Genomic DNA, 12,218 nt, shown 5'->3' on the forward strand with positions numbered 1-12,218 from the left:
CTAGGTTGAATGGACGCTGGCCGCTATCGTTTTCTGTATATCGGCCACGGCAAAAGCCTGGGTTGGCAGGCCTTGCCGCCAACGCTCGATCATATGCAGGTAGGCAGCCTCGATGTCCGCCGCGAACCTGCCCGCATCGAAGAGACTGGTGGTGTGGCGCACCGCCTTCAGGTGCGCACACAGGCGCTGCTGGTAGGCCGGGTCTTGGGCGATGCGCAGCGCCAGGGCTTCGTAGTCCTGCAGATTGTGGGTGATCAGCTCCTGCAGCCCCACCGCCGTCAGCAAGCTCGCCGCCACCCGGCCGGCAAATGCCTGGCCCATGCAGGTCACCACCGGGATGCCCGCCCATAGCGCGTCGCTGCTCGTGGTGTGCGCGTTGTAGGGCAAGGTATCCAGCAGCAGCCCGGCATGGGCATGCCGCGCCAGGTGCTGGGCCAGCGGTACCTTGCGCGCAAATACCAGCCGCGCCGGATCGATGCCGCAGGCGCTGGCCTCGGCCCGCAGGTTCTGCTGCGCCATCGGCTCCGAACACACCAGCCACAGCACGCTGCCCGGCACCTGCCGCAGCAGGCTCATCCAGACCTTGAAGAACGCCGGCCGGATCTTGTAGACATTGTTGAACGCCGCGAACACGAAGCCTTGCTCGGGCAGGCCTTCTTGCGCACGGCTGGGCAGTTGCGGCGCTATCGCCCGCTGGCTGTCGTTGACCATGTAGCTATGCGGCATCTGCACGATATGCTCGCTGTAGTGGCTGGCGTGCTCGAAGGGGGTGATCACCGCATCGCCGATGATGTAGTCATGCAGTGTCGAGCCCGTGGTACCGGGAAAACCCATGTAATTGACGACGACAGGGGCGGGCTTGCCCAGGAGCAGCTCCAGCTTGGACAACCCGGTATGCCCCATCAGGTCCACCGCGATATCGATCTCGGCCTCGCGCATGCGGGCAGCGATCCGCGGCACGCTCCAGCCGCGCACCTCCCAGAATTCGTCGAAACCCTTTTTCAGCCGCGCGCGTATGGGATCGCCCTCGCCCGGCCCCCAGGAGACGGCAATCACCTCGAAGCGCGAGCGGTCGTGGCGCTCGAACAGCTCGGCCATCAGGTAGGGCAGCGGGTGCTCACGAAAATCCGCCGACAGATAGGCCACGCGGATCTTGCCATGCGCGCCATAGGCAAACGTTTTGGCAGCTTCGACATGCGCCAGGCCCTGCAACGCGCCCTCGGCGCAACGCCGGTGCAGGGCTGGGTCGTCGGCAAACGCCAGCGCGCTGAATGGCGCCAGCACCCCGCCACCCTGGCCACGCATGGCCTGCTCGCAGCGCTCCAGCGCCGGCCAGTCGCAGGTGTGCTGCGCCAGCTCCCACTCCATGCCCAGGATAAAAGCGCCCAGCCCGGCGTCCGCCCCCAGCTCGCGGGCCTTGGCAAAGGCAGCCACCGCATGCGCATAGTCCTTGGCCGACAGCGCCGCCGCGCCATCCAGGTACCAGTTCTTCGCCACCTGGGGCGCCAGCTCGATCGCTTTGCGCGCCGCCTCCCGGGCCTGTTCGACCTGCTCGGTCTCCAGGCAGGCCTGCGCCAAACCGCCCCAGGCCACGGGGTTGGCGGGCTGCGTCGCCAGGCTGCGCCGGAACAGCTCTATCGCCTCGTCGAATCGCTTGCGGCCCGCGGCCAGCGTTGCCGCCAGGTGCAGTGCCAGCGGATGGTGCGGCACTTGCGCAAGCACCGAACGATAGCGCTGGTCAGCCGTATCCCAATCCCCTGCTTTTTGCAAGGCCGCGCCCTCCACGAGCACGGCGTGCAACTGCATCATGTCTGGCTGCATAAAAACCGGTTGTATCGTTTACAGAATCTCTTGGAGCATACGCTGAATGCTCGCCTGCCAATACGGCAATGACTGCGGGCAGTAGAAATTATTCAGCCATCAGCAACAGCTATCTTTTTTGAATATCGGTTACTGCAAAAGCCTGGGCTGGCAACCCCTGCTGCCAGCGCTCGTACATATGGGTATACGCCAGTTCGACGTCCGCCGCGAACCTGCCCGCATCGAACAGGCTGGTGCTGTGGCGCACCGCCTTCAGATGTTCGCACAGCTGCTGCTGGTATGCCGGGTCTTGGGCGATGCGCAGCGCCAGGGCTTCGTAGTCCTGCAGATTGTGGGTGATCAGCTCCTGCAGCCCCACCGCCGTCAGCAGGCTCGCCGCCACCCGGCCGGCAAATGCCTGGCCCATGCAGGTCACCACCGGGATGCCCGCCCATAGCGCGTCGCTGGCCGTGGTGTGGGCATTCACGGGCAGGGTATCGAGCAAAACACCTGCATGGACATGCCGCGCCAGATGCTGGGCCAGCGGCGCCCTGTGCGCGAAAATCAGGCGCTCCGGATCGATACCGCGCAATTGCGCTTCAGCGCGAAGATTGCGCCGCGCAACATCTTGCTCGCACACCAGCCACAACACGCTGCCCGGTACCTTGCGCAGCAGGTTCATCCAGACACCGAAAAATGCAGGCTGGATCTTGTAGACATTGTTGAAGGCAGCAAATACGAAGCCCTGTTCGGGCAGGCCTTCCTGCGCACGGCTGGGCACCTGCAGCGCTATCGCCCGCTGGCCGTCGTTGACCTGGTAGCTATTGGGCATCTGCACGATATGCTCGCTGTAGTGGCGGGCATGCTCGAAAGGAGTAACCACCGCATCGCCAATGATGTAGTCATATGTCGCCGAGCCCATGGTGCCGGGATAGCCCAGGTAGTTGACGATGATGGGCGCGGGCTTGTGCAGGAAAATCTCGGCCTTCGCGGCCTGGGTGTGCCCCTTGAGATCCACCGCGATATCGATTTCGGCCTGCGCCATGCGTTGCGCAATCTGCGCAGCGGTGCAATCGCGCACATCCCAGAATTCATCAAACGCCCGTTTCAACCGGGGAAAGATGGGCGAATCCTCGTTCGGCCCCCACGATATGGCGATCAGCTCGAAGCGGGTTCGGTCGTGACGCTCGAAGAGCTCGGCCATCAGGTAGGAGGTCGCATGCTCGTAGAAATCCGCCGAAAGGTAAGCCAGGCGGATGCGCGGATGCCGGCGCGCACTATGCCGCATGGGCATAATGCCCGCCAGCGCTTGCATGTTCCGGGCATTCAATTCGGCGGTTTCATGGTGCAAGGCAGGATCATCGGCATAGGCCAGGGCCTTGAACGGATTCATCAAACGCTCGCCCTGCGCCAGGCTCTGCTGCACGCCGCTGGCAATCCGTGGAAGGTGCGTCCAATCGCAGATGGCTTGTGCTGCTGCGTGTATGCCGATCCATACATACTGCGCTTCGGGCGCTATGCTGGACGCACGGTCAGCATATTGCTCCAGCGTCATGCCTGCGGCCTGCAGGTGGCGCTGTATCTGCTCCCGGATTTGCCGCGCCCCGCCATAGCATGAATCGAGCTTGCAGGCTATCGATACCGCAACCGCCGCGCCCGACAGATTGTCACATTGCAGTGCCATGCGCGCCAGATTCGCCCAGGCCTTGGCATCCTCAGGCTGTGCAAGCAGGCTCCCATTGAGCAGCGTGATTGCCTCCAGCAATCGCCCCTGCATGCTCGCCACAATGGCTGCCATGTGCAGCCCGGCCGGATTGCCCGGACTGATGCGGATGACCTCATCAAAAATCTTTTGCGCCTTGGCGAGATTACCGGTCTTGGCCAGCATCGCCCCGTCTTTCAGCAGCACCTCTACCGTTTTGTCCAACTCTAAACCTCTAGCTATCGATTTTCTTCTCTGAATATGTGACTGTCCCCAAGCCCCCCCCGGACAGCGGCAGTGCAAAGTGGAGGATCCGCCAACGCAGGCCCATGCATCGATGGGCAACCAGGAGACTCACGGCACGCCAGAACTGCCTCCCCGCAGATCTGTTTTGCACCCGGTCCACTTCCAGCGGCGTCCAGCCGGGCCCCTCTCAAGCGCCCAGGCCAGTGGTGCAGCTCCACGCATATGGGCTGCACAGGTTCTTGGCAGATAGTACAAACGCACTATCTGATTATCGTTTACAAAGTCTCTTGCAGCATGCGCTTGACACCCGCCTGCCAGTGTGGCAATTGCAGGCCGAAGCGCTGCTGCAGCTTGCCGGTAGCCAGGCGCGAGTTGCGCGGGCGCTTGGCGGGCGTGGGAAAGGCTTCGGTCGCAACGGCCTGTACCTCCCGGGCCACGATGGGCAGCGCGGGCTGGATCTGCCGTGCCTGCTCCAGCACATAGCGGGCATAGCGGTTCCAGGTGGTTTCGCCCTGGGCAACCAGGTGGTAGATGCCGCTGGCGTCGTCCATGCCGCCGCCAAGCACCCGGTGCAGCGCAAGCGCCGTCACATCGGCCAGCAGTTCGGCGCCGGTGGGCGCCCCCCATTGGTCGTCGATGACGGCCAGGCGCTCGCGCTCCTGCGCCAGGCGCAGCATGGTCTTGGCGAAGTTGCCGCCGCGCGCGGCATAGACCCAACTGGTGCGCAAGACCAGATGGCGCACGCCGGATGCGGCGATCTGCTGCTCGCCTTCGAGCTTGGTCTGCCCGTAGACCGACAGCGGGCCGGTGGCATCGTCCTCGCGCCAGGCGGCGGCGCCGCTGCCGTCGAACACATAGTCGGTGCTGAAATGCACCAGCCAGGCGCCGATGGCCGCGGCCTCGCGGGCTAGCACGCCGGCCGCGTCGGCATTGATGGTGCGCGCCTGCTGCGGCTCGCTTTCGGCCTTGTCCACTGCGGTATAGGCCGCGGCATTGACGATGGCCTGGGGCTGGACAGCCCGCACGGTGTCAGCCAGGCGACCGGGATCGAGCAGGTCGCCGCAATGCGTTTCGCTATGGCGATCCAGGGCGATGACCTCGCCCAACGGCTGCAGGCTGCGCTGCAGTTCCCAGCCGACCTGGCCGTTCTTTCCAAGGAGAAGGATTTTCATGACATTCAATCAAATGGGCAGGCAGCGCTGATGCGAGAGGCGGCCAGCGCGTGCCGGCGATCATTGCACATCGGCTACGGAAAATGCCTGTGCCGGCAAACCTTGCTGCCAGCGTTCGTACATATGCAGGAATGCTGTCTCTATATCTGCGGCCAGCCTGCCCGCATCGAACAGGCTGGTGCTGTGGCGCACCGCCTCCAGATGTTCGCACAGCTGCTGCTGGTATGCCGGATCTTGGGCGATGCGCAGCGCCAGGGCTTCGTAGTCCTGCAGATTGTGGGTGATCAGCTCCTGCAGCCCCACCGCCGTCAGCAGGCTCGCCGCCACCCGGCCGGCAAATGCCTGGCCCATGCAGGTCACCACCGGGATGCCCGCCCATAGCGCGTCACTCGCCGTGGCATGGGCATTCACCGGCAGGGTATCGAGCAAAACACCTGCATGGGCATGCCGCGCCAGGTGCTGCGCCTGCGGCAGCTTGCGCGCAAATACCAGCCGCGCCGGATCGATGCCGCAGGCGCTGGCCTCGGCCCTCAGGTTCTGCTGCGCCATCGGCTCCGAACACACCAGCCACAGCACGCTGCCCGGAACCTGCCGCAGCAGGCTCATCCAGACCTTGAAGAACGCCGGCCGGATCTTGTAGACATTGTTGAACGCCGCGAACACGAAGCCTTGCTCGGGCAGGCCTTCTTGCGCCCTACTGGGCACCTGCGGCGCTATCGCCCGCGTGCCATCGTTGACCTGGTAGCTGTTGGGCATCTGCACGATATGCTCGCTGTAGTGGCGGGCATGCTCGAAAGGCGTGACCACCGCATCGCCGATGATGTAGTCGTGCACCGCCGATCCGGTGGTTCCCGGGTAGCCCAGGTAGTTGACGATGATGGGGGCAGGCTTGTGCAGGTACAACTCCGGCCTGGCCAGGCCGGAGTACGCCATGCGATCCACGGCGATGTCGATCTCGGCCTCGCGCATGCGGGCAGCGATCCGCGGCGCACTCCAGCCGCGCACATCCCAGAAGTCGTCGAAGGCTTTTTCCAATCGCAGCCGCATGGGCGTGCGATCGCTCGGCCCCCACGAGACTCCGATGATTTCGAAGCGCGCACGATCGTGGCGCTCGAACAGCTCGGCCATCAGATAGGCGCCTGGGTGGTTCTCATGGAAGTCCGCAGACAGATAGGCAAGGCGGATTCTCTCGTGCCTTCCATGGCGAGGAACCGCCGGCGGCTGGACCTGTTCAAGATTGCGCTGCGCCCCTTCGGCGCAGCGCCGATGCAGTTCCGAGTCGTCGGCGAATGCCAAGGCGCTGAACGGCACCAGCACCGCGCCGCCCTGGCCACGCATGGCCTGCTCGCAGCGCTCCAGCGCCGGCCAGTCGCAGGTGCGCTGCGCCAGCTCCCACTCCATGCCCAGGAGGAAAACGCCCAGCCCGGCATCCACCCCCAGCTCGCGCGCCTGGGCGAAGGACGCCGCCGCATGCGCATGGTCCTTGGCCGACAGCGCCGCCGCGCCATCCAGGTACCAGTTCTTCGCCACCTGGGGTGCCAGCTCGATCGCCTTGCGCGCCGCCTCCCGGGCCAGTTCGACCTGCTCGGTTTCCAGGCAGGCCTGCGCCAGGCCGCCCCAGGCCACGGGGTTGGCGGGCTGCGTCGCCAGGCTGCGCCGGAACAGCTCTATCGCCTCGTCGAATCGCTTGCGGCCCGCGGCCAGCGTTGCCGCCAGGTGCAGTGCCAGCGGATGGTGCGGCACTTGCGCAATCACTGCGCGATAGCGCTGGTCAGCACCTTGCCAGTCGCCAGCCCGCTGCAAGGCAGCGCCCTCCACGAGCATGGCGTGCAGTTGCATCATGTCTGGCTGCATGGCTTGCCCGTTTCTCAACCGTATTGCTTGCTGACCCAGTCGCGGTAGCTGCCCGACTGCACCTGGGCCACCCAATCGGGATGCTCCAGGTACCACTGCACGGTCTTGCGGATGCCGGTGTCGAAGGTTTCGGCGGGCTTCCAGCCCAGCTCGCGCTCGAGCTTGCGTGCATCGATGGCGTAGCGCCGGTCGTGGCCGGGGCGATCCTTCACATAGGTGATCTGCGCGGCATAGCTGCTGCCGTCGGCCTTGGGGCGCAGCTCGTCGAGCAGGCGGCAGACGGTGTTCACGATGTCGATGTTGGGCTTTTCGTTCCAGCCGCCGACGTTGTAGGTTTCGCCCAGACGACCGGCCTCGAGCACCCGGCGGATGGCGCTGCAGTGGTCCTTCACGTACAGCCAGTCGCGGATCTGCTGGCCGTCGCCATAGACCGGCAGCGATTTGCCGGCCAGGGCATTGACGATCATCAGCGGGATGAGCTTTTCGGGAAAGTGATACGGCCCGTAATTGTTGCTGCAATTGGTGGTGAGCACCGGCAGGCCGTAGGTGTGGTGCCAGGCGCGCACGAGGTGGTCGCTCGCGGCCTTGCTGGCCGAGTAAGGGCTGTTGGGCTCGAAATTGTGCTCTTCGGTGAAGGCCGGCGCGTCCTTGGACAGGCTGCCATAGACCTCGTCGGTGGAGACATGCAGGAAGCGGAATTGCTCCCGCGCCTCGCCCTGCAGGCCGCTCCAGTAGGCGCGGGCCGCTTCGAGCAGGCGCAGCGTGCCGACGACGTTGGTCTGGATGAAGTCCTCCGGGCCGTGGATCGAGCGGTCCACATGGCTTTCGGCGGCAAAGTGCACGATGGCGCGGGGCTGGTGCTGGGCGATGAGCGCATCGAGCAGCGCGCGGTCGGCGATGTCGCCCTGCACGAAGAGGTGGCGCGCGTCGCCTTCGAGGCTGGCCAGGTTGTGGCGGTTGCCCGCATAGGTGAGCTTGTCCAGATTGACGACGGGCTCGCCGGTGCCCGCCAGCCAGTCCAGCACAAAATTGGAGCCGATGAAACCGGCCCCACCGGTGACGAGAATCATGATGGTTCTACCTGTTCGAAACAACTGCGAATTATCGCATCCGCAGGCCGTAGCCCCCGGCGCGCTGCTTCGCTCTCAAGTGTGAAAGCGGCTGGCCGCGATATGCAGCAGCCCATCGAAGATCAGGTTTTCCACGAGCTCGAAGGGGCGCGTCATGCTGGGCATCATCTTCCAGCCGGCGCCGCCGGTCATGATGCAGGCGGGCTCCTCGCCGCACTGGTGCTGCAGGTGCTGCACCATGCGGTCGACCGCGCCGGCAATGGCATAGGTGCCGCCGCTGGTGAGTGCATCGCTGGTATTGGTCGGAAATTCGCAGACCTCGCCGGTGGGCACGTGCAAGCCGGCGGTGCCGGATTCAAGCGCCTTGAGCATGATGCCGTGGCCGGGCAGGATCAAGCCCCCCAGGAACCGGCCGCTCGCGTCTATGCATTCGACCGTCACTGCCGTGCCGACCATGACCACGACGGTCGGGCGCGGCCGCCCCTGGGCCAGCACATGGTGCCAGGCGCCGATCATGGCCACCCAGCGGTCGGTGCCCAGGCGCATCGGATGGTCGTAGCCATTGACCAGGCCGGCCTCCTGGGCGGAGGACACCACCCAGCGCGGCGCCAGGTCCCAGATCTCCATCTGCTCCTGGACGCGATGCTTCACCGATTCCCCCGCCACCACGCAGCCCAGCATGTACTGCGGCTCCGGCAGCTGGGACCAGGCCCCTTCGGCCAGGCGATCGATGTGGTCCAGGAATTCCACGCCATCGGCCAGGACCGCCGCGCCAGGGCGGGGAGCCTCGTACATCTTCCACTTCAGGCGCGTGTTCCCTACGTCAATGGCCAAAAATTGCATGGGCGGCATTATTGGTGCTTTTTCTCAAGAAACCTGTCACATTTTCAACCGAGCCGCGGGCCTGCCGGCCCAAGCCCCACCCCGAAATACACCGCAATTACCCTCGAAAGCTATGTGAAAGATGTTCAAGCAGGTTTTATCTGACCCTGCGGCGTCACGGAACCGGTCTATATTGCAGCTTTCCACTCTGACTTAGGAGCAAATCCATGGGACTGTTCAGCTTTATCAAGGAAGCCGGTGAAAAACTGTTCGGGGGCAGCAGCGCCCAGGCAGCACAGGCCCCCCAGGATCTGAATGCCGCCGCAGGCGCGGCCATCGAGAAGTACATTGCCACGCAGAACCTGGGCGTGAGCGATGTGAAGGTGGCGTTCGATGCCGGCAAGGTCACGGTCACCGGCACGGCGCCCACGCAGTCCGCCAAGGAAAAGGTCACGCTGTGCTGCGGCAACGTGTCGAGCGTGAGCGAAGTGGACAACCAGATGGCGGTCACCAACCCCGAGCCCGAGGCCCAATACCATGACGTGGTGTCCGGCGACACCCTGTCGGCCATCGCCAAGAAGTACTACGGCGACGCCAATAAGTACCCGGTGATCTTCGAGGCCAACAAGCCCATGCTCAGCGACCCGAACAAGATCTACCCCGGCCAGAAGCTGCGCATCCCCGCGCTGTAAGGCCTGGCACTTGCCAACCGAAGGACTCCGCTGGAGTCCTTTTTTCTGGGTGCAGCGCCCGGCTCAGCCCTGCCGCCAGGGCAGCCCGCGCAACCGCCAGCCACCCAGCTTGCCGCGCTGGCCGTTCGCATCGGCATCGCCCTCGAAGCCTTCGAGGATGTTGTAGGCCTCGCGCCCCAATTGCGCCGCCCGCTGCGCGGCGGCAATCGAGCGCACGCCGCTGCGGCACAGCAGCACCACCTTGCGGTCCGCGGGCACCGCGGCCAGCAGCTGGGCATCGAAATCGGGGTTCGGCTCCATCGCGGGCCACTGCTTCCAGGCCACCGGCACGGCCTGCGGCACCATGCCGACCCAGGCGCGCTCGGCGTCGGTGCGCACATCGACGAGCACGGCTTCGCCGCTTTGCACCCACTGCCAGGCGAGCTGCGCGGATATATCGCCCGCGTAGCCGTTGGCGGGGCGGATGGAATGGGTGTCGTTCGGCGTGCTCATTGCAGACTCCTTGTGTCCAGATTGTCCATTTCAGCCTGCCAGGTCATCCCACGGCGGCGCCGGGGTTTCCTTGAGCTGGCGGCGCAGTTCGCGATGGTCGGGCACCACCTCGGCCACGGTGTTCCAGAACCGGGGGCTGTGGTCCATCACCCGCAGGTGCGCCAGCTCGTGCGCCACCACGTAGTCGATGACCTCGGGCGAATAATGCATCAGCCGCCAGTTCAGCCGGATGGAGCCGTCGCTCTTGGCGCTGCCCCAGCGGGTGGCCGCATTCGACAGCCGCATCGAAGTATGGCGCACGCCGAGCCGCGGCTCGAAATGCGCCAGCCGCGCCAGGAAGTGCTGGCGCGCGCTGCGCATGAACCAGGCCTGGGCCATGTCGCGGATCTGGCCGCGCGAGGCGTCGCGGGGCAGCGGCAGGTACAGGCGCGCCGTGGTGGCCGACCCGCCCTTTGCATCTTCCACCCGCCCAACGGCCCCGGCGCGCGCATGGCGCAATTCGCCATCGAGCACCAGCTCCATCTCATGCCCCAGAAACGGCAGCACGCCGCCATGGCGCCACTGGATGGCGGCCTGCTGCCGGTGTGCATGGCGCTTTTGCATCTCGCCCAGCTTGCGCACGATCCAGGGCGCCTTGTCCCGCAGCGCCTCTTCGATGCCGGCCTGGGAAACCCAGCGCGGCGCACGCACCGTCAGGCCCGCATCGTCCACGACAAAGCCAATGGTCTTGCGCTGCACGCGCTGCAGCGCATAGCCGATATGGACATCGCCCACCAGAATGGTCCGGCTGGCCTGCGGGTGCTCGAACGACTGCGGCAGCAGGGCCGATGAAAGCGGCAGGGCCTCGGGAGCGGCCTGCCTGGCCGCCACCGGGGCCGGTGGGGGTGAGGGTGAATCGGCAACCACCGGCGGCGGCCCCGCCGGCGCGCTTCTCTCCCACAGGTCGAGCGCAAGCTGTATCAAACGCTGCATGGCAGTCGGGCCTCAGAACGTGTTTACGATCTCAGGACTCCCTGCCAGCGTAGGCCTCGGGGTCGAGCCTGCGCATCTCGGCCTCGATCCAGGCCTGCACCTGCTCGGTCAGCTCGTCGTGCTTGCGGCCGGCCGTGGCAATGGGCGCGCCGATGGACACATCGACCACGCCCGGATACTTGATGAAAGCCTTGCGCGGCCAGCACTTGGCCGAGGTGACGGCGACAGGCACCACGTCGGCGCCGGTCATGATGGCCAGCCGCGCCGCGCCGGTCTTGTACTCTCCCGCCTGGCCGCGCGGAATGCGCGTGCCTTCGGGAAACATGATGACCCACATGCCCTGCTGGATCAGGCGCTTGCCCTGCTCCACCACCTTGTGGAAGGCGCGGCTGCCGTCCTTGCGGTTGATATGGATCATGTCCAGGCTGCCGATGGACCAGCCGAAGAAGGGGATCTGCAGCAGCTCCTTCTTGAACACATAGGCCAGCGGCACCGGCATGATGGCTGGCATCAGAAAAGTCTCGTAGGTGGACTGGTGCTTGACCAGCAGCACCGCCCCCCGGCCGCCGCCAACCGGCAGCCTGTCCATGCCCTGCACCCGGTATTTGATGCCGATGATGACCCGCGCGCTGTCCACCGACAGCTTGAGCCAGGCGCGCGCCACCCGGTAACGCGCCAAGCTGCTGGCACCACAGATGCGCAGCAGCAAGATGGTCAGGGTATAGGGAACGACCGAAAGGCTCATGAAGAGCATGTGCAATACCGAACGGATCAGGGGCATGAGGGTAGTTTCAGGGTCTGTTCACACGATGCGGGGAAGCAGCGCGCAGGCTGGCGGCGTCCGCCATCATATCGGAAGGCCCGCCAATCGAGCACGGCCCGCACCTCGGCCCTGCCCCCACCTCGCAAGCAAGCAATCCACAGGAAGAAAAAATACAACCAATTGATTCATATGAATTATTTTTCGACCCCAGAGGAATAATCACCAACCGCCCCACAAGCAGCCACCAGCTTGCACACAGATTTATCCACAGCGCCACCAAACAAAGAGAATTGGCGAAAACTCATAGGCTTAGCATGCGTTTTGTGTGCATCTTGTCTCGGTTGATGACAATGGCTGATCTTTGGCATGCCGGCACCCTCTTGCCAAATGCGCCTGGCCATGGCAGTTATGCACATATTGTGGAAAGCAGCCCCGCCATCCTCTTTACCGGCGATTCATAGATTTGTCATCAAAAAACACCGCATATCCCATTGATTAAAAAAGATAAAAAAATATTCTTTCGATTTTTCATCTAGCCACCGCTATCCGTGCTAGGCCCGCCGGCACCATGGCGGGCAGGCATGTCAACAAAGTTATCCACAGATCCATCCTCGAAATGTTGATATGCCTAGA

General features: G+C 64.5%; 10 protein-coding genes. 1 reads left to right on the top strand and 9 read right to left on the bottom strand.

Going from position 1 to position 12,218, the window contains the following annotated elements; translation table 11 throughout:
• From ACODRX_RS01125 to ACODRX_RS01150, 6 genes are all read right to left on the bottom strand, one after another.
• A complete protein-coding gene (locus tag ACODRX_RS01125) occupies positions 1-1,809 on the bottom strand; it encodes an O-linked N-acetylglucosamine transferase, SPINDLY family protein (protein WP_488869168.1) in 1,809 nt (602 codons plus the stop codon).
• A 121-nt stretch (positions 1,810-1,930) separates the two neighbouring features.
• Positions 1,931-3,727 carry an O-linked N-acetylglucosamine transferase, SPINDLY family protein gene (locus tag ACODRX_RS01130; protein WP_488869170.1) on the bottom strand — a complete coding sequence of 599 codons (1,797 nt, stop codon included), beginning with the start codon at positions 3,725-3,727 and terminating at the stop codon, positions 1,931-1,933.
• A gap of 296 nt (positions 3,728-4,023) precedes the next feature.
• Positions 4,024-4,920, bottom strand: a complete 897-nt coding sequence (gene rfbD, locus ACODRX_RS01135) for a dTDP-4-dehydrorhamnose reductase (RefSeq protein WP_488869172.1) — start codon at positions 4,918-4,920, stop codon at positions 4,024-4,026.
• A gap of 60 nt (positions 4,921-4,980) precedes the next feature.
• Positions 4,981-6,762 carry an O-linked N-acetylglucosamine transferase, SPINDLY family protein gene (locus ACODRX_RS01140; protein ID WP_488869174.1) on the bottom strand — a complete coding sequence of 594 codons (1,782 nt, stop codon included), beginning with the start codon at positions 6,760-6,762 and terminating at the stop codon, positions 4,981-4,983.
• Between the two features lie 26 nt (positions 6,763-6,788).
• Positions 6,789-7,844 (bottom strand): dTDP-glucose 4,6-dehydratase, encoded by a 1,056-nt coding sequence (gene rfbB, locus ACODRX_RS01145; protein WP_488869176.1) that lies wholly within the window; start codon positions 7,842-7,844, stop codon positions 6,789-6,791.
• A 75-nt stretch (positions 7,845-7,919) separates the two neighbouring features.
• Positions 7,920-8,687, bottom strand: a complete 768-nt coding sequence (locus tag ACODRX_RS01150) for a type III pantothenate kinase (protein ID WP_488869178.1) — start codon at positions 8,685-8,687, stop codon at positions 7,920-7,922.
• A 206-nt stretch (positions 8,688-8,893) separates the two neighbouring features.
• Between ACODRX_RS01150 and lysM the strand changes: the two genes are divergently transcribed.
• Positions 8,894-9,358, top strand: coding sequence for a peptidoglycan-binding protein LysM (gene lysM, locus ACODRX_RS01155; RefSeq protein ID WP_488869180.1), 465 nt, complete (start codon positions 8,894-8,896; stop codon positions 9,356-9,358).
• Between the two features lie 63 nt (positions 9,359-9,421).
• Here the strand turns inward: lysM and ACODRX_RS01160 are convergent, their stop codons facing one another.
• From ACODRX_RS01160 to ACODRX_RS01170, 3 genes are read right to left on the bottom strand one after another with little or no spacing between them, the layout of a single operon-like run.
• A complete protein-coding gene (locus ACODRX_RS01160; RefSeq protein ID WP_488869182.1) occupies positions 9,422-9,850 on the bottom strand; it encodes a rhodanese-like domain-containing protein in 429 nt (142 codons plus the stop codon).
• A gap of 30 nt (positions 9,851-9,880) precedes the next feature.
• Positions 9,881-10,822 carry a M48 family metallopeptidase gene (locus tag ACODRX_RS01165; RefSeq protein WP_488869184.1) on the bottom strand — a complete coding sequence of 314 codons (942 nt, stop codon included), beginning with the start codon at positions 10,820-10,822 and terminating at the stop codon, positions 9,881-9,883.
• 31 nt (positions 10,823-10,853) lie between these two features.
• Positions 10,854-11,603, bottom strand: a complete 750-nt coding sequence (locus tag ACODRX_RS01170) for a lysophospholipid acyltransferase family protein (RefSeq protein ID WP_488869186.1) — start codon at positions 11,601-11,603, stop codon at positions 10,854-10,856.
• Between the last annotated feature and the right edge of the window lie 615 nt (positions 11,604-12,218).

The organism is Comamonas sp. FG99, assembly GCF_057808605.1.

Bases quoted from the DNA above. Each gene is read 5' to 3' on its own strand.
- ACODRX_RS01150 (WP_488869178.1), bottom strand. From the start codon at position 8,687: ATGCAATTTTTGGCCATTGACGTAGGGAACACGCGCCTGAAGTGGAAG.
- rfbD (WP_488869172.1), bottom strand. From the start codon at position 4,920: ATGAAAATCCTTCTCCTTGGAAAGAACGGCCAGGTCGGCTGGGAACTG.
- lysM (WP_488869180.1), top strand. From the start codon at position 8,894: ATGGGACTGTTCAGCTTTATCAAGGAAGCCGGTGAAAAACTGTTCGGG.
- ACODRX_RS01170 (WP_488869186.1), bottom strand. From the start codon at position 11,603: ATGCCCCTGATCCGTTCGGTATTGCACATGCTCTTCATGAGCCTTTCG.
- ACODRX_RS01140 (WP_488869174.1), bottom strand. From the start codon at position 6,762: ATGATGCAACTGCACGCCATGCTCGTGGAGGGCGCTGCCTTGCAGCGG.
- rfbB (WP_488869176.1), bottom strand. From the start codon at position 7,844: ATGATTCTCGTCACCGGTGGGGCCGGTTTCATCGGCTCCAATTTTGTG.
- ACODRX_RS01125 (WP_488869168.1), bottom strand. From the start codon at position 1,809: ATGATGCAGTTGCACGCCGTGCTCGTGGAGGGCGCGGCCTTGCAAAAA.
- ACODRX_RS01160 (WP_488869182.1), bottom strand. From the start codon at position 9,850: ATGAGCACGCCGAACGACACCCATTCCATCCGCCCCGCCAACGGCTAC.
- ACODRX_RS01165 (WP_488869184.1), bottom strand. From the start codon at position 10,822: ATGCAGCGTTTGATACAGCTTGCGCTCGACCTGTGGGAGAGAAGCGCG.